This is a genomic window from Escherichia sp. HH41S, from assembly GCF_009820115.1.
Classification (GTDB): Bacteria; Pseudomonadota; Gammaproteobacteria; order Enterobacterales; family Enterobacteriaceae; genus Escherichia; species Escherichia coli_F.
This window is the reverse complement of record NZ_VNXE01000003.1, coordinates 80,615-103,278: the sequence shown is the minus strand read 5'-3', so window position 1 is coordinate 103,278 and position 22,664 is coordinate 80,615. Positions and strand designations below refer to the sequence as shown.

General features: G+C 51.4%; 16 protein-coding genes. 11 read left to right on the top strand and 5 right to left on the bottom strand.

Translation table 11 applies throughout. The features are described from left to right. Nucleotides 1-16: 16 nt before the first annotated feature. The 4 genes from spt to FQZ95_RS00505 are packed head-to-tail and all read right to left on the bottom strand — an operon-like array spanning nucleotide 17 to nucleotide 4,089. Nucleotides 17-1,189 (bottom strand): serine palmitoyltransferase, encoded by a 1,173-nt coding sequence (gene spt, locus FQZ95_RS00520; RefSeq protein ID WP_160529764.1) that lies wholly within the window; start codon nucleotides 1,187-1,189, stop codon nucleotides 17-19. Continuing rightward, nucleotides 1,189-1,437: an acyl carrier protein gene (locus FQZ95_RS00515; protein ID WP_000248097.1), complete on the bottom strand. Its 249-nt coding sequence runs from the start codon at nucleotides 1,435-1,437 to the stop codon at nucleotides 1,189-1,191. Before FQZ95_RS00515 ends, spt begins: the two co-directional genes overlap by 1 nt. Before the next feature lie 31 nt (nucleotides 1,438-1,468). Then, the gene (locus tag FQZ95_RS00510; protein WP_105287683.1) at nucleotides 1,469-2,383 is read right to left on the bottom strand and encodes an NAD-dependent epimerase/dehydratase family protein; all 915 of its coding nucleotides are present in this window, start codon (nucleotides 2,381-2,383) and stop codon (nucleotides 1,469-1,471) included. Next, nucleotides 2,380-4,089, bottom strand: coding sequence for a fatty acyl-AMP ligase (locus FQZ95_RS00505; protein ID WP_105276749.1), 1,710 nt, complete (start codon nucleotides 4,087-4,089; stop codon nucleotides 2,380-2,382). The genes FQZ95_RS00510 and FQZ95_RS00505 overlap by 4 nt, the downstream gene beginning before the upstream one ends. A 371-nt stretch (nucleotides 4,090-4,460) precedes the next feature. On the opposite strand from FQZ95_RS00505, the gene yghO reads away from it, so the two are divergent. After that, complete coding sequence (gene yghO / locus FQZ95_RS00500) at nucleotides 4,461-5,603, top strand: protein YghO (RefSeq protein WP_105287743.1); 1,143 nt, start codon at nucleotides 4,461-4,463, stop codon at nucleotides 5,601-5,603. 6 nt (nucleotides 5,604-5,609) lie between these two features. On the opposite strand, the gene glcC is transcribed toward yghO, so the two are convergent. Beyond that, entirely contained in the window at nucleotides 5,610-6,374 is a 765-nt protein-coding gene (glcC, locus tag FQZ95_RS00495) for a transcriptional regulator GlcC (RefSeq protein WP_001332920.1), read from the bottom strand. A 250-nt stretch (nucleotides 6,375-6,624) separates the two neighbouring features. Between glcC and glcD the strand changes: the two genes are divergently transcribed. The 10 genes from glcD to gspC all read left to right on the top strand — a co-directional run bounded on the left by glcD (nucleotide 6,625) and on the right by gspC (nucleotide 22,648). Continuing rightward, nucleotides 6,625-8,124 carry a glycolate oxidase subunit GlcD gene (glcD, locus tag FQZ95_RS00490; protein ID WP_000026098.1) on the top strand — a complete coding sequence of 500 codons (1,500 nt, stop codon included), beginning with the start codon at nucleotides 6,625-6,627 and terminating at the stop codon, nucleotides 8,122-8,124. Continuing rightward, nucleotides 8,124-9,176 (top strand): glycolate oxidase subunit GlcE, encoded by a 1,053-nt coding sequence (glcE, locus tag FQZ95_RS00485; protein WP_105287682.1) that lies wholly within the window; start codon nucleotides 8,124-8,126, stop codon nucleotides 9,174-9,176. The genes glcD and glcE overlap by 1 nt, the downstream gene beginning before the upstream one ends. Before the next feature lie 10 nt (nucleotides 9,177-9,186). Continuing rightward, nucleotides 9,187-10,410, top strand: a complete 1,224-nt coding sequence (gene glcF, locus FQZ95_RS00480) for a glycolate oxidase subunit GlcF (RefSeq protein WP_105287681.1) — start codon at nucleotides 9,187-9,189, stop codon at nucleotides 10,408-10,410. A gap of 4 nt (nucleotides 10,411-10,414) precedes the next feature. Beyond that, the gene (locus tag FQZ95_RS00475) at nucleotides 10,415-10,819 is read left to right on the top strand and encodes a GlcG family protein (RefSeq protein ID WP_000853256.1); all 405 of its coding nucleotides are present in this window, start codon (nucleotides 10,415-10,417) and stop codon (nucleotides 10,817-10,819) included. Nucleotides 10,820-10,840: 21 nt separating this feature from the next. Continuing rightward, the gene (gene glcB, locus FQZ95_RS00470; RefSeq protein WP_105287680.1) at nucleotides 10,841-13,012 is read left to right on the top strand and encodes a malate synthase G; all 2,172 of its coding nucleotides are present in this window, start codon (nucleotides 10,841-10,843) and stop codon (nucleotides 13,010-13,012) included. 355 nt (nucleotides 13,013-13,367) lie between these two features. Then, on the top strand, nucleotides 13,368-15,050 hold the full coding sequence (glcA, locus tag FQZ95_RS00465) for a glycolate permease GlcA (RefSeq protein WP_160529763.1): 1,683 nt from the start codon (nucleotides 13,368-13,370) through the stop codon (nucleotides 15,048-15,050). A 484-nt stretch (nucleotides 15,051-15,534) separates the two neighbouring features. Further along, on the top strand, nucleotides 15,535-20,097 hold the full coding sequence (gene sslE / locus FQZ95_RS00460) for a lipoprotein metalloprotease SslE (protein ID WP_105287679.1): 4,563 nt from the start codon (nucleotides 15,535-15,537) through the stop codon (nucleotides 20,095-20,097). Nucleotides 20,098-20,393: 296 nt separating this feature from the next. Then, nucleotides 20,394-21,203: a prepilin peptidase PppA gene (gene pppA / locus FQZ95_RS00455; RefSeq protein WP_105287678.1), complete on the top strand. Its 810-nt coding sequence runs from the start codon at nucleotides 20,394-20,396 to the stop codon at nucleotides 21,201-21,203. Nucleotides 21,204-21,268: 65 nt separating this feature from the next. After that, a complete protein-coding gene (gspS2, locus tag FQZ95_RS00450) occupies nucleotides 21,269-21,679 on the top strand; it encodes a type II secretion system pilot lipoprotein GspS-beta (protein ID WP_001309757.1) in 411 nt (136 codons plus the stop codon). A 15-nt stretch (nucleotides 21,680-21,694) separates the two neighbouring features. Then, nucleotides 21,695-22,648: a type II secretion system protein GspC gene (gene gspC, locus FQZ95_RS00445; RefSeq protein WP_105287677.1), complete on the top strand. Its 954-nt coding sequence runs from the start codon at nucleotides 21,695-21,697 to the stop codon at nucleotides 22,646-22,648. Nucleotides 22,649-22,664 lie beyond the last annotated feature (16 nt).

The following is a 22,664-nucleotide window of genomic DNA, read 5'->3' as shown; positions in this document are numbered from 1 at the left end:
CCACAGCGGGCTCACATTACTGCTTCAGAGTAGCAAATGCCTGAATGATGGCATCGATTTGCTCACGAGTGTGGGCAGCGTTTACGCTACAGCGCAGCAGCGTGATGCCTGCAGGCGCGGCAGGTGGCAGGATAAGATTCACATAAACGCCCAGCGAAATAAGCTCGCGCCAGATGCGTAAACCTTCCTCTTTCGAACCGATTATTACTGGCACTACCGGGCTAATATGTGAACTTAACTCGTAACCCAGTTTTTGCAGACCGTCATACAGATGGTTGGCGTTATCCATCAGCTTTTGCCGCAACTCTGGTTGTGAGGCAATGGTTCTTAACGACGAGCGCACGGTCGCAATGCAGGACGGAGAAGGAGAGGCGGTAAAAATATACGGGCGGCTGCCGTAGCGCAGCACTTCCATCGCTTCCGAACCGACAGCAAAACCGCCAATCGAGGCCAGACTTTTACTGAAAGTACCAACGATAATATCCACATCATCTTCAACGCCAACGGCTTCAACCAGTCCGCGCCCCGTTGCGCCTAACACGCCAAACGAATGTGCTTCATCGACAATCAAATAACCACCAAGACGACGTTTGATATCAACAATTTCTGCCAGCGGCGCAACGTCACCGAGCATACTGTAGATGCCTTCAACGATGATAATCGCCTCTTTTGCCCGTTCACCGAGGCGAACCATGCGCCGTTCCAGATCTTTAGCATCGTTATGGCGGAAACGAATAATTTCCGCTCCACCGAGAGAACAGGCGTCATAAATACTGGCGTGGCTGTCGGCATCCAGTAACACTACGGCGTTATGGTCGGCAAGCGCGCTGATGACGCCTAAATTCGCGGTATAACCGGTTGAAAAAACGATAGCGGAAGGGCGCTTGAAAAACTCGGCAATCTCTTTCTCTAACGCCAGATGCGGCGCATAACTGCCGTTTGCCATACGAGAACCGGTGGTGCCGGTGCCTTGGGCCGCTAACGCTGCCTGACCTTCGGCGATGGCATCATGATTGAAGGTTAAACCGAGATAATTATTGGTCCCGGCCAGGATCACGTTTTTATCGCCGATCCGGCCTTCGGTGGCGGAATACACTTCATCAATACAGGTACCAAACGGCGTTAACCCGTTGTCACTAAATTGCAGTCGCTCGCCAGCAAGGCGAGCATATTTATCGTATAGCCCCATTATTTATTCTCCAGCCATGGAAGTAGAGTTTCCATTAATTGCGCAGGGGTTTTGACATCCAGCAGAATATTAATAGGAATGGAAATATCGAATCTGTCTTCCAGCATCATTAAGAGATCCATCACTTTGATCGACTCCAGGCCAAGATCGTTGACGAGATCGCTGTCGGGCTTAATTTCCACACCGTTTTCGACCAAATCCTGTAAACAGGAAAGGATGTAATCCATTACTATTTCACGATTTACCATAGAAACGTTAACACACCTTTAAACAAGACAATCAAAATAGCCCGTTGCGTAATGCGTGTTCCAGGCTAATCCCGGGAAACCAATTAATATCTTCAGAAATACGGTTATTACTTGCCGACCAGTCGGCGTGGGTTAATTCACGGATTTTCGAGCGGGTCAGCATAGGTTCTTTACCTGCCAGGCGACTCAACGCGGTACTGATATCCGCAAGGCAGGTGAGTACCGACAGAGGAATACCAACCATTCGAACGGAACCGCAACGGGCGTCGGCGGCAAGTTGCTGTACGCGTTGCCAGTCATAGCCGCCGGCGACGCCATCGCATAATTCATAGGTTTGCGTCTGTACAGTTTCGGCGCTTAACCACTGCCCCACGGCTTGCGCGAAATCGGTGACGTGCAGGAAAGAGAGCTGTGTATCTGGCGCACCAAGTCGTGGCAGCAGGCCGCGCAGCATCCAGTCAAACAGCGGTTTTAACTCTTTATCGCCGGGACCATACACGGCTGTCGGGCGAAAAATGCCCAGCGTAATTTCGTCAGCCATTGCGGTCAGTCGTTGTTCGGCGACGTGTTTGGAATTTGCGTACCAGGAGAGTTCGGGATGGCGCGCCGCCAGCGAAGAGATAAACAGAAAACGTTGGCAAAAGCCGCTCTCTTTTGCCGCTTGCATCAGGCGCAGGCTGCCGTCAACGTTACATCGGGTAAAAATCTCTTCTTTGTGTCCGCGCACTTGCCCGGCGCAATGGACCACCGCGCTGGCTCCGGCAACCAGTTCCCTAAGTGAATGTGTATCTTCCAGCGAACCGCGCACCCAGATGAGATTATCATTGACGTGAGCGCGGGCAGTACGCGTCAATGCGCGAACGTGAAAGCCGCGGGCGAGCAGGTTATCGATAATATATTTACCGATAAACCCGGTAGCGCCCGTCACCGCGACAGTTTGATTCATGCCATGGATTCCTGCACATGAAGGCTTGCAGCATAACGTTTTTTCGCTTCCGCACGGGCAGGCTTGCCGGAGGACGTTCGGGGAATACTGTGGGGCGGCAACAGATCGATAGCCGCTGTTACGCCAAATTCGCTTTGGATCCGTGCTGCCAGTGCGTGGATAAGCTGCCCACGACGTTCTTCGTCGCTGATCCTACACTGGATCTGCAAAATGATTTTTTCCTGGGCGGTAACAAAAGCAATCGCATCGCCAGAATGAATTTCCGGTTCCTGTTCCGCAATATATTCAATATCCTGCGGCCAGATATTACGGCCACGAATAATAATCAGATCTTTAATGCGCCCGGTGACATACAGATAACCGTCCAGCAGATAACCGAGGTCGCCGGTATCTAACCAGCCCGTCGCGGCAATCTCGTCTTGCGAAACCTGGTCGCCAAAGTAACCGCTCATCAGGCTGGGGCCGGAGATGCAAATATGGCCTACCACACGTTCCGCGACCGGCATACCTGCTTCATTGCGGATTTCAATGCCATGTTCCGGCAACGCTTTACCGCAGTTGACGAAAGTCGATACGGCGCGTGTTTCAGCACCCGGCGCGACGGCTTTGCCCTGATATTCAAGGATGTCGCGATCCACTTCGTTAACCACAACCCCGGAGGCTTCATCAGAGAAGCTGACAGCCAGCGCATTTTCTGCCAGTCCGTAGCACGGCATGAAAGTTTTATCGTCAAAGTTAACCTGACGGAAACATTCAGCGAATTGATGGAGTTGTTCTGCGGAGATCGGCTCAGCACCAATACCAGCAACGCGCCAGCAGGAAAGATCCAGTTCAGCGAGATCTTTTTCATTCACGCGGCGCTGGCACAATTCATAGCCAAACGGCGGCGCAACAGAAACGGTGCCGCGATTTTTACTGATCAATTTAAGCCATTGCAGAGGACGCATGGCAAAATCCTGAGTGCGCAAATAATCTACTGAGAGCTGCGTGGCGACGGGGGTCAGGAGAAAGCCGACCAGTCCCATATCATGGTAGAAAGGCAGCCAGGAGACGCAGCGGTCGCCAGGGCGTAATTTAATGCCATCGTGGCTTATAGCACGTAGATTAGCCATCACTTCGCGATGGGTGATAATGACGCCACGGGGAAAACGGGTGCTGCCGGAGGTGTACTGGAGGTAGGCGATATCGTTCGGAACTGGACGCTGGAGTACAACATCGGCTTCCGGTAATGCCTTAAACCAGGCGTGGCTTAAAACATGTAATTCGGGGTTGTTATGCGTAGCAGCATTGACCAGTGGCAACCACTCATCACCAGTGATAATGGCTGCGGGCTGGCAACTTGCCAGTAAACCCTGCAGTTTGGCGCTCCAGGAATCCCGCTGACCGACGCCCATTGGAATTGCCAACGGGACGGCGACTAAGCCGGCATACTGGCAGGCAAAAAAAGCCTCTACAAACCCGCTACTCGTTTCGGCAATCAGCGCCACGCGATCGCCTTTTTTCAGATTCAGTGATAACAACCGCTTCGCACCAGCTTCGGCACGCGCTTTTAACGTCTGATATTCCAGTTGATCTTCAAGTTGGCAACGTCTGTCATAAAAATTCATTCCGGCGCTACTCAGAGCGGCGTAGTCCAAAGCATCAACCAGCGTTGGAAAATCGGCATAGCGCATAGGTAGGGAATGCGTAAAGATGTTATTAGACATATACACCACGAAAAAAATTGGATATCAGAAATAAAATGACAATAATGCGGTGGATTATATAGGCATAAAAGATAAATGAGATAGTATTTTCATCGGTGCGATATTGAACATTGATTTAAATAATAGGTTTGGCTTTGTTGTTTTTATTGTGAATGATATTTAATTTATGAATATATTAAGAAGAAGCCTTGTTTGGTTGCCTTAAATCGACAAAAGGCATTGAGGCGCTTCTGTGTAGTCTCTGACCTTATCTTAATTATTAATAAATACTATTTATTCTTTGTTTGTATTCATTGGGTTGATTATTAAGATGCCGTTCGTTGCTGTTGCAATCTGTTTGTCACCGTTAATTATTTGTTATCCACAGAGATATGGAATGCGATCTGCTGATGATTAAAATTGAAAAAGTAATTAATAAAAATGACCTTAAGGCATTTATCGCTTTTCCGTCATCACTTTATCCCGATGATCCAAACTGGATACCCCCTTTGTTCATTGAACGCAGCGAGCATTTGTCGGCGAAGAATCCGGGGACGGACCATATTATCTGGCAGGCGTGGGTAGCAAAAAAAGCGGGGCAGATAGTCGGGCGGATTACCGCGCAAATCGATACCTTGCACCGCGAGCGTTACGGTGACGATACCGGTCATTTTGGCATGATTGACGCCATTGATGATCCGCAGGTTTTTGCCGCGTTGTTTGGCGCAGCGGAAGCATGGTTGAAGTTACAAGGCGCAAGTAAGATCAGCGGGCCTTTCAGCCTGAATATCAATCAGGAAAGCGGATTACTGATTGAAGGTTTCGACACTCCGCCCTGTGCGATGATGCCGCACGGTAAACCGTGGTATGCCGCGCATATTGAACAATTGGGTTATCACAAAGGTATTGATTTACTGGCGTGGTGGATGCAACGAACCGATCTCACGTTCTCTCCGGCGCTAAAAAAACTGATGGATCAGGTGCGCAAAAAGGTGACCATTCGCTGCATCAAGCGCCAGCGGTTTGCCGAAGAGATGCTGATCCTGCGTGAGATTTTCAACTCTGGCTGGCAGCACAACTGGGGATTTGTGCCGTTTACCGAACATGAATTTGCGACCATGGGCGATCAACTTAAATATCTGGTGCCGGACGATATGATCTACATCGCTGAGATTGGTTCTGCACCCTGCGCGTTTATAGTCGGCTTGCCGAACATCAACGAGGCGATTGCCGATCTGAACGGATCGCTCTTTCCCTTCGGCTGGGCAAAATTGCTGTGGCGCTTAAAAGTCAGCGGTGTGCGAACTGCGCGAGTGCCGCTGATGGGCGTGCGTGACGAGTATCAGTTCAGCCGCATCGGCCCGGTGATTGCGCTGTTATTGATTGAAGCCTTACGCGATCCGTTTGCTCGCCGGAAGATCGATGCGCTGGAGATGTCATGGATCCTCGAAACCAATACAGGCATGAATAACATGCTGGAACGCATTGGAGCGGAGCCGTACAAGCGTTACCGATTGTATGAAAAGCAGATTTGATGGCAGTCACCCCTGCTTCATCTCCAGCGGCACCGCCGAGCGAATCAAATGGTGGCCTTCCAGTTCGATATCGTGGAGATTCTTTTTCACGGTCCGCACATGATCACGTGCGGCGCGCTGGGCGACGTGCGGCAGTCGCTGCAACACCGCGTTGTAGATCCGCGCATGTTGGCGATCGATCTGCTTTTTTTGCTGTGGTCGATGGTAGAGATTATTTACGCTGGCAAACACTGAATTAAACATCAGATCGGTCAATGATTGCAGCGTAAAAACTAGCACCTGATTGTGGGAAGCCTGACAAATGGCAAGATGGAAAGCATGATCCAGCTGCGCGTGTTCGATCAGCGAAATTTCTTTGTTGTTTTCACTGGCGGCGAGCATTTTTTCATAACAGCGGGTTATCAAAACAAAATCCGCCTGGGTTCCCAGCGTAGCTGCCAACCTTGCCGATTCGCCTTCCAGCAATGCGCGAACGTCGAGTAGATCGTATAGCGTTCGCGGCTGTGTACTGAACAGATGGATCAGCGGGCTGGTGTCCTGCACGCGATTAAGGCGTGCTACACGAGAATCGCGCCCCTGTGCTGTTTCAATAATCCCGCGTCCGCGCAGCACGGTCAGCCCTTCACGCAGTGCGGAACGCGAGAAGCCGAGCTTTTCACACAGTCGACGTTCCGAGGGAAGCGGCTGACCGACCTTCAGCACGCCGTCGATAATTAACCGTTCGATACTCTCTGCAACCACTTCGCAAATAGGGCGACGTTCATCTTTCATTCCCGGACCTCGTGCACAGGTAGGACCAATTTTTCTGTTCTTGATTCGCAAAACACGCACATCACGTAAGTGATTATGTTACATCAATTTAACATTAAGTTAACCAAGGCAAGGTCACAGAGCTGGAAAAAAAATGGTCTGACCGGTAGCTAAAGAGATAGACGAAAACGAAAAGCCCGCTTAATAACTGTTCACAGAAGCAGCGCGCAAAAATCAGCTGCCACACAACACAACAAAGCGAACCCTACTCATGAGCATCTTGTACGAAGAGCGTCTTGATGGCGCTTTACCCGATGTCGACCGTACATCGGTACTGATGGCACTGCGTGAGCATGTCCCTGGACTGGAGATCCTGCATACCGATGAGGAGATCATTCCTTACGAGTGTGACGGGTTGAGCGCGTATCGTACGCGTCCATTACTGGTTGTTCTGCCTAAGCAGATGGAACAGGTGACGGCGATTCTCGCTGTCTGCCACCGTTTGCATGTACCGGTAGTGACCCGTGGCGCAGGCACCGGACTTTCTGGCGGTGCGCTGCCGCTGGAAAAAGGTGTGTTGTTGGTGATGGCGCGCTTTAAAGAAATCCTCGACATTAACCCCGTTGGTCGCCGTGCGCGTGTGCAGCCGGGCGTGCGTAACCTGGCGATCTCCCAGGCTGTTGCGTCGCATAATCTCTATTACGCGCCGGATCCTTCCTCACAAATCGCCTGTTCCATTGGCGGCAACGTGGCGGAAAACGCCGGGGGCGTCCACTGTCTGAAATATGGTCTGACCGTACATAACCTGCTGAAAATTGAAGTGCAAACGCTGGATGGCGAGACACTAACGCTGGGATCGGACGCGCTGGATTCGCCCGGTTTTGACCTGCTGGCGCTGTTCACCGGATCGGAAGGCATGCTCGGCGTGACCACCGAAGTGACGGTAAAACTGCTGCCGAAGCCCCCTGTGGCACGAGTTCTGTTAGCCAGCTTTGACTCGGTAGAAAAAGCCGGACTTGCGGTTGGCGACATCATCGCTAATGGCATTATCCCCGGCGGGCTGGAGATGATGGATAACCTGTCGATCCGCGCGGCGGAAGATTTTATTCATGCCGGTTATCCCGTCGACGCCGAAGCGATTTTGTTATGCGAGCTGGACGGCGTGGAGTCTGACGTACAGGAAGACTGCGAGCGGGTTAACGACATCTTGTTGAAAGCGGGCGCGACTGACGTCCGTCTGGCGCAGGATGAAGCGGAGCGCGTGCGTTTCTGGGCCGGTCGCAAAAATGCTTTTCCGGCGGTAGGACGTATCTCCCCGGATTACTACTGCATGGACGGCACCATCCCGCGCCGCGCGTTGCCTGGCGTACTGGAAGGCATTGCCCGTTTATCGCAGCAATATGATTTACGCGTTGCCAACGTCTTTCATGCCGGAGACGGCAATATGCACCCGTTAATCCTTTTCGATGCCAACGAACCCGGTGAATTCGCCCGTGCGGAAGAATTGGGTGGGAAGATCCTTGAACTCTGTGTTGAAGTAGGCGGCAGTATCAGTGGGGAACATGGCATCGGGCGCGAAAAAATCAATCAGATGTGCGCCCAGTTCAACAGTGATGAAATTACTACCTTTCATGCAGTCAAGGCGGCGTTTGATCCTGATGGTTTGCTGAACCCTGGGAAAAACATCCCCACACTGCACCGCTGCGCTGAATTTGGTGCCATGCACGTGCATCACGGTCATTTACCTTTCCCTGAACTGGAGCGTTTCTGATGCTACGCGAGTGTGATTACAGCCAGGTACTGCTGGAGCAGGTGAATCAGGCGATTAGCGATAAAACGCCGCTAGTGATTCAGGGCAGCAATAGCAAAGCCTTTTTAGGTCGTCCTGTCATCGGGCAAACGCTGGATGTGCGTTGCCATCGCGGCATTGTTAATTACGACCCGACCGAGCTGGTGATTACCGCGCGTGCCGGAACACCGCTGGTGGCGATTGAAGCGGCGCTGGAGAGCGCGGGGCAAATGCTCCCCTGCGAGCCGCCGCATTATGGTGAAGAAGCCACCTGGGGCGGGATGGTCGCCTGCGGGCTGGCGGGGCCGCGTCGCCCGTGGAGCGGTTCGGTCCGCGATTTTGTCCTCGGTACGCGCATTATTACCGGCACTGGAAAACATCTGCGCTTTGGTGGCGAAGTGATGAAAAACGTTGCCGGATACGATCTCTCGCGGTTAATGGCCGGAAGCTACGGCTGTCTTGGCGTGCTCACTGAAATCTCGATGAAAGTGTTGCCGCGACCGCGCGCCACACTGAGCTTGCGTCGGGAAATAAGCCTGCAAGAAGCCATGAGTGAAATCGCCCAGTGGCAACTCCAGCCATTACCCATTAGTGGCTTATGTTACTTCGACAATGCGTTGTGGATCCGCCTTGAAGGCGGTGAAGGATCGGTAAAAGCAGCACGTGAACTGCTGGGTGGCGAAGAGGTTGCGGGTCAGTTCTGGCAGCAATTGCGTGAACAACAACTGCCGTTCTTCTCATTACCGGGCACTTTATGGCGTATTTCCTTACCCACCGATGCGCCGATGATGGATTTACCCGGCGAGCAACTGATCGACTGGGGCGGCGCGTTACGTTGGCTGAAATCGACAGCCGATGACAATCAAATCCATCGCATTGCCCGCAACGCAGGCGGTCATGCGACCCGCTTTAGTGCCGGAGATGGTGGCTTTGCCCCGCTACCGGCTCCTTTATTCCGCTATCACCAGCAGCTTAAACAGCAGCTCGACCCTTGCGGCGTGTTTAACCCCGGTCGCATGTACGCGGAACTTTAAGGAGCAGGCTATGCAAACCCGGTTAACTGAAGAGATGCTTCAGAACGCGCGTGCGCTGGAAGCCGACAGCATCCTGCGCGCCTGTGTTCACTGTGGATTTTGTACCGCAACCTGCCCAACTTATCAGCTTTTAGGCGATGAACTGGACGGGCCGCGCGGGCGCATCTATCTGATTAAACAGGTGCTGGAGGGCAACGAAGTCACGCTTAAAACGCAGGAGCATCTCGATCGCTGTCTCACTTGTCGCAATTGTGAAACCACCTGTCCTTCTGGTGTGCGCTATCACAATTTGCTGGACATCGGGCGTGATATCGTCGAGCAGAAAGTGAAACGCCCACTGCCGGAGCGAATACTGCGCGAAGGGCTGCGTCAGGTGGTGCCGCGTCCGGCGGTTTTTCGCGCATTGACGCAGGTAGGGCTGGTGCTGCGCCCACTGCTGCCGGAACAGATAAAAGCAAAACTGCCCGCCGAAACGGTGAAAGCTAAACCGCGTCCACCGCTGCGACATAAGCGTCGGGTTTTAATGCTGGAAGGCTGCGCCCAGCCTACGCTTTCGCCCAATACCAACGCGGCAACTGCGCGAGTGCTGGATCGTCTGGGGATCAGCGTGACGCCAGCTAATGAAGCAGGCTGTTGTGGCGCGGTGGACTATCATCTTAATGCGCAAGAGAAAGGGCTGGCGCGGGCGCGCAATAATATTGATGCCTGGTGGCCCGCGATTGAAGCAGGTGCCGAGGCAATTTTACAAACCGCCAGCGGTTGCGGCGCGTTCGTGAAAGAGTATGGGCAGATGCTGAAAAGTGATGCGTTGTACGCCGATAAAGCGCGTCGGGTCAGTGAACTGGCGGTCGATTTAGTCGAACTTCTGCGCAAGGAACCGCTGGAAAAACTGGCAATTCGCGGCGATAAAAAACTGGCCTTCCACTGCCCGTGTACCCTACAACATGCGCAAAAGCTGAACGGCGAAGTGGAAAAAGTGTTACTTCGTCTTGGGTTTACCTTAACCGACGTTCCCGACAGCCATCTGTGCTGCGGGTCGGCGGGAACGTATGCGTTAACGCATCCCGATCTGGCGCGCCAGCTGCGGGATAACAAAATGAATGCGCTGGAAAGCGGCAAACCGGAAATGATCGTCACCGCCAACATTGGTTGCCAGACGCATCTGGCGAGTGCCGGTCGTACCTCTGTGCGTCACTGGATTGAAATTGTAGAACAAGCCCTTGAAAAGGAATAACAAAATGAAAACTAAAGTCATTCTTAGCCAGCAAATGGCGAGTGCAATTATTGCCGCAGGTCAGGAAGAGGCGCAGAAAAATAACTGGTCTGTTTCCATTGCTGTTGCCGATGACGGCGGTCATCTGCTGGCGTTAAGTCGCATGGACGATTGCGCGCCGATTGCGGCTTACATCTCCCAGGAGAAAGCGCGTACCGCCGCGCTGGGGCGTCGTGAAACTAAGGGCTATGAAGAGATGGTGAACAACGGACGTACCGCGTTCGTGACTGCGCCGTTACTGACGTCGCTGGAAGGTGGCGTACCGGTTGTTGTGGATGGGCAAATTATTGGTGCCGTGGGCGTTTCTGGTTTAACCGGAGCACAGGATGCGCAGGTCGCGAAAGCGGCAGCAGCGGTGTTGGCGAAATAAGCGAAAACGAGGAGAGAAACAATGAGTCAAACCATAACCCAGGGCCGTTTACGCATTGACGCCGACTTTAAACGTTTTGTGGATGAAGAAGTTTTGCCTGGCGTGGAACTGGATGCTGCCGCGTTCTGGCGCAATGTTGATGAGATTGTTCACGATCTGGCACCAGAAAATCGTCAGTTGCTGGCAGACCGCGATCGCATTCAGGCGGCGCTTGATGAGTGGCATCGCAGCAATCCGGGGCCGGTAAAAGACAAAGCGGCTTATAAATCTTTCCTGCGTGAACTGGGCTACCTGGTGCCACAGCCTGACCACGTTACGGTGGAAACCACGGGCATCGACAGCGAAATCACCAGTCAGGCGGGGCCACAGCTGGTGGTTCCGGCAATGAATGCTCGCTACGCGCTGAACGCGGCGAACGCTCGCTGGGGCTCACTGTACGATGCGTTATACGGCAGCGACATCATCCCGCAGGAAGGGGCGATGGTCAGCGGCTACGATCCGCAGCGTGGTGAGCAGGTTATCGCCTGGGTTCGGCGTTTCCTCGATGAATCACTACCGCTGGAAAATGGCAGCTATCAGGATGTGGTGGCGTTTAAGGTGGTCGATAAACAATTACGCATCCAGTTGAAAAATGGTCAAGAAAGCACGTTACGTACTCCAGCACAGTTTGTCGGTTACCGTGGCGATACTGCTGCGCCGACCTGCATTTTGCTGAAAAATAACGGCCTGCATATTGAGCTACAAATCGATGCCAACGGGCGGATTGGCAAAGACGATCCGGCGCACATCAACGATGTTATCGTCGAAGCGGCCATCAGTACCATTCTCGACTGTGAAGATTCGGTCGCGGCGGTTGATGCGGAAGATAAAATCCTACTGTACCGCAACCTGCTGGGCCTGATGCAGGGGACTCTGCAAGAGAAAATGGAGAAAAACGGTCGGCAAATCGTGCGTAAACTGAATGACGATCGTCAGTACACCGCCGCCGATGGCTCTGAAATTTCTCTGCACGGACGTTCGCTGCTGTTTATCCGCAACGTAGGTCATTTGATGACCATTCCTGTGATTTGGGACAGCGAAGGTAATGAAATTCCGGAAGGTATTCTTGATGGCGTCATGACTGGTGCGATTGCCCTCTACGACTTAAAAGTGCAGAAAAACTCGCGTACCGGCAGCGTTTATATTGTGAAACCGAAAATGCACGGTCCACAGGAAGTGGCTTTTGCCAACAAACTGTTTACCCGCATTGAGACAATGCTTGGTATGAAACCGAATACCCTGAAAATGGGCATTATGGATGAAGAACGCCGGACCTCGCTGAACTTGCGTAGTTGTATCGCTCAGGCGAGCAACCGCGTGGCGTTTATCAATACCGGTTTCCTTGACCGTACTGGCGATGAGATGCATTCGGTGATGGAAGCGGGTCCAATGTTGCGTAAAAACCAGATGAAATCGACGCCGTGGATCAAAGCCTACGAGCGCAACAACGTGCTTTCCGGCCTGTTCTGCGGGCTGCGCGGTAAAGCGCAAATCGGTAAAGGGATGTGGGCAATGCCGGACCTGATGGCAGACATGTACAGCCAGAAGGGCGATCAGTTACGTGCCGGGGCGAACACGGCCTGGGTTCCGTCGCCAACTGCCGCTACACTCCATGCGCTGCACTACCATCAAACCAACGTACAGAGTGTGCAAGCCAATATTGCCCAGTCCGAGTTCAATGCTGAATTTGAACCGCTGCTGGACGATCTGCTGACCATTCCGGTTGCTGAAAATGCTAACTGGTCGGCGCAAGAGATCCAACAAGAGCTGGATAACAACGTGCAGGGAATTCTGGGCTACGTGGTGCGTTGGGTGGAGCAGGGGATTGGTTGTTCAAAAGTGCCGGATATTCACAACGTGGCGCTGATGGAAGACCGCGCAACGCTGCGTATCTCCAGCCAGCATATCGCCAACTGGTTACGTCACGGTATTCTGACCAAAGATCAGGTGCATGCGTCGCTGGAGAACATGGCGAAAGTGGTGGATCAGCAAAATGCTGGCGATCCGGCATATCGTCCGATGGTCGGGAATTTCGCTAACTCGTGTGCCTTTAAAGCTGCCAGCGATTTGATCTTCCTCGGCGTGAAACAGCCAAACGGTTATACCGAACCGTTATTACACGCCTGGCGTTTACGTGAAAAAGAAAGTCATTAATAGCATCAAAAAAGCCCCGGCAAGTTTTATTGTCGGGGCTATGATAGTAACTGCGGTAGTATATTTATCCCGGAAATAACCGGAGCGATTATCAGGGTTTAACAATATTAAATACCCGTAGCGCATCACTAGCGGGACTAAAACAACATTATGGACATCTTTACGATACTCTGCGCCTGTGTGTGCGGAACAGAAACCCTTACCCGATATACTTGTTATGCCAGAGGTAGCAATTGCGTTAGCGGCGTGCTGTTGCTGTAAAGTATAACGCCTATATTTTACAGTTCAGTCCTCTTTTGCTTATTACAAACCTTAAATATATCAAGTATATAAAGATAATAAGAGACTGAACAATATGGTTACCTGGACCCAAATGTATATGCCGATGGGAGGACTGGGGCTATCCGCTCTGGTCGCCCTGATCCCGATAATATTCTTCTTCGTTGCACTCGCGGTATTACGTCTGAAAGGACATGTCGCTGGAGCAATAACTCTTATATTATCTATCCTGATTGCAATATTCGCCTTTAAAATGCCGATTGATATGGCATTTGCTGCTGCGGGCTATGGCTTTATTTATGGATTATGGCCTATTGCGTGGATTATTGTCGCGGCGGTATTCCTGTATAAATTAACCGTTGCCAGCGGCCAGTTTGATATTATCCGCAGTTCGGTTATCTCCATCACCGACGATCAGCGTTTGCAGGTGTTACTGATTGGTTTCTCCTTTGGCGCACTGCTGGAAGGAGCGGCTGGCTTTGGCGCGCCGGTGGCGATTACAGGCGCTCTGCTGGTGGGGCTGGGCTTCAAACCGTTATATGCGGCGGGGTTGTGTCTGATTGCCAACACTGCGCCGGTGGCGTTTGGTGCGTTGGGCGTGCCGATTCTGGTCGCTGGTCAGGTAACGGGAATCGATCCGTTTGATATTGGCGCAATGGCGGGACGTCAGTTACCGTTCCTGTCGGTTCTTGTGCCATTCTGGCTGGTGGCAATGATGGACGGTTGGAAAGGGGTGAAAGAGACCTGGCCAGCGGCGCTGGTTGCAGGGGGAAGCTTCGCTGTCACGCAGTTCTTTACCTCTAACTACATTGGTCCGGAACTGCCGGATATTACTTCGGCGCTGGTGAGTATTGTCTCACTCGCTTTATTCCTTAAAGTCTGGCGGCCGAAGAATACCGAAACGGCAATCAGCATGGGGCAATCCGCAGGTGCGATGGTGGTAAATAAGCCATCTTCTGGCGGTCCCGTGCCTTCAGAATATAGTCTGGGGCAAATCATTCGTGCATGGTCACCGTTTTTAATCTTAACGGTACTGGTTACCATCTGGACGATGAAACCATTTAAAGCGTTATTTGCTCCGGGCGGTGCGTTTTATTCGCTGGTGATTAATTTCCAGATCCCTCATTTGCATCAACAAGTCTTGAAAGCGGCACCCATTGTCGCTCAGCCAACGCCAATGGATGCGGTGTTTAAATTCGACCCTCTCTCTGCTGGCGGCACCGCTATTTTTATTGCGGCGATTATCTCGATCTTCATCCTCGGCGTGGGGATCAAGAAAGGTATTGGTGTCTTTGCCGAAACGCTAATTAGTCTGAAGTGGCCGATACTGTCGATTGGCATGGTGCTGGCATTTGCTTTTGTCACCAACTATTCCGGCATGTCCACCACGCTGGCGCTGGTGCTGGCGGGCACAGGCGTGATGTTCCCGTTCTTCTCACCGTTCCTTGGCTGGTTGGGTGTATTTCTCACGGGTTCGGATACGTCTTCTAACGCCCTGTTTGGTTCACTGCAATCAACGACGGCGCAGCAAATCAACGTCTCTGACACCCTGCTGGTGGCAGCAAACACCAGCGGTGGCGTGACCGGCAAGATGATCTCCCCGCAATCTATCGCCGTGGCCTGTGCCGCGACAGGTATGGTGGGCCGAGAATCTGAACTGTTCCGCTACACCGTGAAGCACAGTCTGATTTTTGCCAGCGTTATCGGCATTATCACCCTGCTGCAGGCGTATGTGTTTACCGGGATGTTAGTTTTGTAAATCAATAAAGCCGGATGATCGTTAATATCATCCGGCTTCATTTACATTATTCTGTCTTATTAATTTAAAATCATTTCCTGCTTTATTATCTATACAGTAATAATGTATTGCATTCAGATAACATACTAAATAATTAAGGGTGTGAGAACATCTGTTTTTTTATCACGCAAAACAAGTCTGTATTAATTATGTTCGCTTGATGAGCAAACACCGTTCTATCTGTTGCTTTTGCAATCTAAATCGTTAAAACTATCAACGAATTTATATGGTTACGCTGTGAAAAGTTGTTGATTTTTTGTTTGTTGAAATTTCGTAAAAATAACCTGACAGATATCGTATAGGGGATATTCTTATAGATTTCACCTGTTTTTCTATAAATGATGCCGTTTTCTTAAGAATGGAGGAAGTTATTAGAGAAAATAAAGCATAAAACTATTTTCCCAGTTACAAATTCTTTAATTTTATTTTGTCACTTGCGTTATTAATGAATAAGAAATTTAAATATAAAAAATCGCTTTTAGCGGCTATTTTAAGCGCAACCTTATTAACCGGTTGTGATGGCGGTGGTTCAGGATCGTCCTCCGATACGCCGTCTGTAGATTCTGGAGCAGGGACTTTGCCGGAAGTGAAACCCGATCCAATACCAACCCCGGAACCGACACCTGAGCCGACGCCGGACCCAGAACCTACGCCGGAACCGACACCCGATCCAGAGCCGACACCAGAACCGGAGCCAGAACCTGTTCCTACGAAAACGGGGTATCTGACCCTGGGCGGAAGCCAGCGGGTAACTGGTGCTACCTGTAATGGTGAATCCAGCGACGGCTTTACCTTTACGCCAGGCAATACCGTGAGTTGTGTGGTGGGCAGTACGACCATTGCAACATTCAACACCCAGTCAGAGACTGCGCGTAGCCTGCGTGCGGTTGACAAAGTGTCGTTTAGCCTTGAGGACGCGCAGGAGCTGGCGGATTCTGCAAATAAGAAAACCAACGCCATCTCTCTGGTGACGTCCAGCGACAGTTGCCCCGCAGATGCAGAACAGCTTTGTCTTACTTTCTCGTCAGTGGTTGATCGCGCGCGTTTTGAAAAACTGTATAAGCAAATTGATCTGGCAACAAACGATTTCAGCAAGCTGGTCAATGAAGAGGTGGAAAACAATGCTGCGACTGATAAAGCGCCGTCCACCCATACCTCAACGGTAGTGCCAGTCACGACAGAGGGAACAAAACCGGATCTGAACGCGTCCTTCGTGTCGGCTAACGCGGAACAGTTTTATCAGTATCAACCCACTGAAATCATTCTTTCCGAAGGCCGACTGGTGGATAGCATGGGCAATGGTGTGGTTGGCGTAAATTACTACACCAGCTCAGGCCGTGGCGTAACTGGCGAAAACGGCAAATTCAACTTCAGCTGGGGCGAAACCATCTCCTTTGGTATCGATACCTTTGAACTGGGCTCAGTACGCGGCAATAAGTCGACTATTGCGCTGACTGAATTGGGTGATGAAGTTCACGGCGCGAATGTTGATCAGCTTATCCATCGTTACTCCCAGGCCGGAAAAAATGATGAGCGTGAAGTGCCGGACGTAGTGCGCAAGGTCTTTGCCGAGTATCCCAACGTAATCAACGAGATTATCAATCTCTCGTTATCCAATGGCGAGGCGTTGAGCGAAGGCGATCAAACCTTTGAGCGGACAAACGAATTTCTTGAGCAGTTTGAATCCGGGCAGGCTAAAGAGATTGATACGGCGATTTGTGACTCCCTTGGGGGCTGCAACTCTCAGCGTTGGTTCTCGTTGACAGCACGCAATGTTAACGAAGGTCAGATTCAGGGCGTTATCAACAAGCTGTGGGGTGTGGATAAAGATTACAAATCAGTGACGAAATTCCACGTCTTCCATGACTCTACCAACTTCTATGGCAGTACCGGTAATGCGCGCGGTCAGGCAGTGGTGAATATCTCCAACGCGGCCTTCCCGATTCTGATGGCGCGTAATGATAAAAACTACTGGCTGGCCTTCGGCGAAAAACGCGCCTGGGATAAAAACGAGCTGGCGTACATTACGGAAGCGCCTTCTCTCGTTGAGCCGGAAAACGTTACGCGCGATACCGCCACCTTTAACCTGCCGTTTATTTCGCTGGGGCAAGTCGGTGAGGGCAAACTGATGGTTATCGGTAACCCGCACTACAACAGCATTTTGCGTTGTCCGAACGGTTACAGCTGGGAAGGCGGTGTTGATAAAAACGGTCAGTGTACGCGTAACAGTGATTCTAATGATATGAAGCACTTTATGCAGAACGTGTTGCGCTATCTGTCCGACGATAAATGGACGCCGGACGCGAAAGCCAGCATGACCGTAGGTACCAACCTGGATACTGTCTATTTCAAACGTCATGGTCAGGTTACAGGAAACAGCGCTGAGTTCGGCTTTCATCCGGATTTTGCGGGTATCTCTGTTGAGCATTTAAGTAGCTATGGCGATCTCGACCCGCAGGAAATGCCGCTGCTGATCCTCAACGGCTTTGAGTATGTGACTCAGGTTGGTAACGATCCTTATGCAATCCCGCTGCGAGCAGATACCAGCAAACCGAAGCTGACTCAGCAGGATGTGACCGATCTGATCGCCTATCTGAACAAAGGTGGATCGGTGCTGATCATGGAAAACGTGATGAGCAATCTTAAGGAAGAGAGCGCATCTGGCTTTGTACGTCTGCTTGATGCCGCAGGTCTGTCGATGGCACTGAACAAGTCGGTAGTAAATAACGATCCGCAAGGGTATCCGAACCGCGTTCGTCAGCAGCGCGCAACGGGCATTTGGGTCTATGAACGTTATCCTGCCGTAGATGGTGCGCTGCCGTACACCATCGATAGTAAGACAGGGGACGTTAAGTGGAAATATCAGGTAGAAAACAAACCTGATGACAAACCGAAGCTGGAAGTTGCCAGCTGGCTGGAAGATGTAGATGGCAAACAGGAAACGCGTTATGCCTTTATTGATGAGGCCGATCATAAAACAGAGGATTCTCTGAAGGCTGCGAAGGCAAAAATCTTTGAGAAGTTTCCTGGATTAAAGGAGTGTAAGGACCCAACTTACCACTACGAGGTCAACTGTCTGGAATATCGTCCTGGCACGGGGGTTCCGGTTACTGGTGGCATGTATGTTCCACAGTATACGCAACTAAGCCTTAACGCCGACACGGCAAAAGCGATGGTGCAGGCTGCGGATTTAGGCACCAACATTCAGCGTCTGTATCAGCATGAGCTCTACTTCCGGACCAATGGTCGCAAAGGTGAGCGTCTGAGCAGCGTCGATCTGGAACGTCTGTACCAGAACATGTCGGTCTGGCTGTGGAATAAAATTGAATATCGCTATGAAAACGACAAGGATGACGAGCTGGGCTTTAAAACGTTCACCGAGTTCCTGAACTGCTACGCCAACGATGCCTATACTGGCGGCACGCAGTGTTCTGATGAGCTGAAAAAATCGCTGGTCGATAACAACATGATCTACGGCGAGAAGAGCGTTAATAAAGCGGGCATGATGAACCCGAGCTATCCACTCAACTATATGGAAAAACCGCTGACGCGCCTGATGCTGGGCCGTTCCTGGTGGGATCTGAACATTAAGGTTGATGTGGAGAAGTATCCGGGAGCGGTATCTGTAGGGGGAGAAGAGGTTACTGAAACCATCAGCCTGTACTCGAATCCGACCAAATGGTTTGCAGGTAACATGCAGTCAACTGGCCTGTGGGCACCGGCTCAGAAAGAGGTCACCATTAAGTCCAATGCGAACGTTCCTGTGACCGTCACCGTGGCGCTGGCTGACGACCTGACCGGACGTGAGAAGCATGAAGTTGCGCTGAACCGTCCGCCAAGAGTGACTAAAACGTACTCTCTGGACGCTAGCGGTACGGTGAAGTTCAAGGTGCCTTACGGTGGCCTGATTTATATCAAGGGCAACAGCCCACAGAATGAGTCAGCCGAATTCACCTTTACTGGTGTGGTGAAAGCGCCGTTCTATAAAGATGGTGCATGGAAAAACGCTCTGAACTCCCCTGCGCCGTTGGGCGAGCTGGAGTCAGACGCTTTCGTCTACACCACGCCGAAGAAGAACCTTGAGGCCAGCAATTTCACTGGTGGCGTAGCAGAATTCGCTAAAGATCTGGATACCTTTGCCAGCTCGATGAATGACTTCTACGGTCGTAATGATGAAGACGGTAAGCACCGGATGTTTACCTATAAAAACTTGACGGGCCACAAGCATCGTTTCACCAACGATGTGCAGATCTCCATTGGTGACGCGCACTCTGGTTATCCGGTGATGAACAGCAGCTTCTCGCCGAACAGCACCACGCTGCCGACGACGCCGCTGAACGACTGGCTGATCTGGCATGAAGTAGGGCATAACGCCGCAGAAACGCCGCTGACTGTTCCAGGCGCGACCGAAGTGGCGAACAACGTGCTGGCGCTGTACATGCAGGATCGCTATCTCGGCAAGATGAACCGTGTTGCTGACGATATTACCGTTGCGCCGGAATATCTGGAGGAGAGCAACGGTCAGGCATGGGCGCGCGGCGGTGCGGGTGATCGTCTGCTGATGTACGCGCAGCTGAAGGAATGGGCTGAGAAAAACTTTGATATCACTAAGTGGTATCCAGAAGGTAACCTGCCTAAGTTCTACAGCGATCGTGAAGGGATGAAGGGCTGGAACCTGTTCCAGTTGATGCATCGTAAAGCGCGCGGTGATGAGGTTGGCGACAAAACCTTTGGCGGCAAGAATTACTGTGCTGAATCCAACGGTAACGCAGCGGACACGCTGATGCTGTGTGCCTCCTGGGTCGCCCAGACGGATCTTTCCGCATTCTTTAAGAAATGGAATCCGGGCGCGAATGCTTACCAGCTGCCGGGGGCGAGCGAGATGAACTTCGAGGGCGGTGTGAGCCCGTCGGCTTACGAGACGCTCGCGGCGCTTGGTCTGCCGAAACCGCAGCAAGGGCCGGAAACCATTAATCAGGTTACCGAGCATAAGATGTCAGCCGAGTAAGCCCGTAGGCCGGATAAGGCGCTTGCGCCGCATCCGGCATGAAATAAGGCGCACCGGGTCAACACATTTGCCCGATGCGCCAGCTTATCGGGCCTACAGACAGGGAAAGCCGTGATTATTTTCGCTGGCAGACACCCGTAGGCCGGATAAGGCGCTCGCGCCGCATCCGGCATGAAATAAGGCGCATTGGGTTAACACATTTGCCCGATGCGCAAGCTTATCGGGCCTGGAGGAAAGCCGTATGGCATACACCTGCAGGCCCGCATCCGGCAAGTTACAACAAATAACCTTTAACCATGCTTTTTGATGTTTTTCAGCAATACCCTGCGGCGATGCCCATACTGGCAACCGTCGGAGGATTGATCATCGGCAGTTTTTTGAATGTGGTGATTTGGCGTTATCCCATCATGATTCGCCAACAAATGGCGGAGTTTCACGGTGAAATGCCGAGTGCGCAGTCAAAAATAAGCCTGGCGCTGCCGCGTTCGCACTGTCCGCATTGTCAGCAGACCATCCGCGTTCGTGACAATATTCCGCTGCTCTCCTGGTTGATGCTCAAAGGGCGCTGCCGTGATTGTCAGGCGAAAATCAGCAAGCGTTATCCGCTGGTCGAGTTATTGACAGCACTCGCTTTTTTGCTGGCGAGTCTGGTCTGGCCGGAAAGTGGATGGGGGCTGGCGGTGATGATATTATCCGCCTGGCTTATTGCCGCGAGCATCATCGACCTTGATAACCAATGGCTGCCCGATGTTTTTACTCAGGGCGTATTGTGGACAGGACTGATTGCGGCATGGACGCAACAGAGTCCGTTAACGCTACAAGACTCAGTTACCGGCGTCCTGGTGGGATTTATCACTTTTTACTCCCTGCGCTGGATAGCCGGAATAGTTCTGCGTAAAGAAGCATTAGGCATGGGCGATGTATTACTCTTTGCCGCGTTAGGTGGCTGGGTGGGCGCGTTGTCGCTGCCCAATGTGGCTTTAATCGCCTCATGCTGCGGCCTGATATATGCCGTTATTACAAAAAGAGGATCAACCACACTGCCTTTTGGACCGTGTTTAAGTCTGGGCGGTATAGCAACACTTTATCTACAGGCATTGTTTTAATGATAACCCCGTCATTATCAAAGTGACATTTTAACTCTTATTAATAACCTTAGAGATTATTTACCATGTCGATAAAACAGATGCCAGGGAGGGTATTAATATCGCTATTGTTGAGCGTTACAGGATTATTAAGTGGCTGTGCCAGCCATAATGAAAATGCCAGTTTACTGGCGAAAAAACAGGCGCAAAATATCAGCCAAAACCTGCCGATTAAATCTGCGGGTTATACCTTAGTGCTGGCGCAAAGCAGCGGCACGACGGTAAAAATGACCATCATCAGCGAAGCGGGTGCTCAGACCACGCAGACGCCTGACGCCTTTTTAACCAGCTACCAACGACAAATGTGTGCAGACCCAACGGTGAAATTAATGATCACCGAGGGAATTAATTACAGCATAACGATTAATGATACACGTACAGGTAACCAGTATCAGCGGAAACTGGATCGCACTACTTGTGGAATAGTCAAAGCATAACGTCGGGTATATAAATTGGCGCGGGTTGTTTTTCGTGACGCACGAATTTATCTCATTCAATGGCTGACTAAAATTCGTCACACTCTTAACCAGAGACAATCTCTTAATACAAACAAAGAGCATCTTCGCAAAATTGTATGCGCGATGTTCTGGCTGATGCTGCTTATTATTTCTGCAAAAATGGCATATTCACTCTGGCGCTATTTCTCCTTTTCTACGGAATATACGGCGGTTTCTCAATCGGTGAATAAACCGCCCCGTGCGGATGTAAAAACGTTCGATAAAAAAGATGTGCAATTAATCAGCCAGCAAAACTGGTTTGGTAAATATCAGCGCGTCGCCACACCGGTAAAGCAACCTGAACCTGTAGCAGAAACGCGTCTTAATGTGGTGCTGCGCGGGATCGCCTTTGGTGCCAGACCCGGCGCGGTTATTGAAGAAGGTGGCAAACAGCAGGTCTATTTGCAGGGTGAACGGCTTGGCTCTCACAACGCGGTGATTGAGGAAATCAATCGCGACCATGTGATGCTGCGCTATCAGGGAAAAATGGAGCGGCTCAGTCTGGCTGAAGAGGCACGTTCCACCGTAGCCGTGACCAACAAAAAAGCCGCCAGTGACGAAGCAAAGCAAGCTGTTGCTGAACCTGCTGTCAGTGCGCCAGTTGAGATTCCGACTGCCGTGCGTCAGGCACTGGCGAAAGATCCGCAGAAAATTTTTAACTATATCCAGCTTACGCCTGTGCGTAAGGAGGGGATTGTCGGTTATGCAGTGAAGCCGGGGGCAGATCGTTCTCTGTTCGATGCCAGCGGTTTTAAGGAAGGCGATATCGCCATTGCGCTCAATCAGCAGGATTTCACTGATCAACGAGCAATGATTGCTCTGATGCGGCAGTTACCTTCAATGGATTCCATTCAACTTACGGTTTTACGCAAGGGTGCGCGCCACGACATTTCCATCGCGCTGCGCTAACCGCATTTAATCCAGG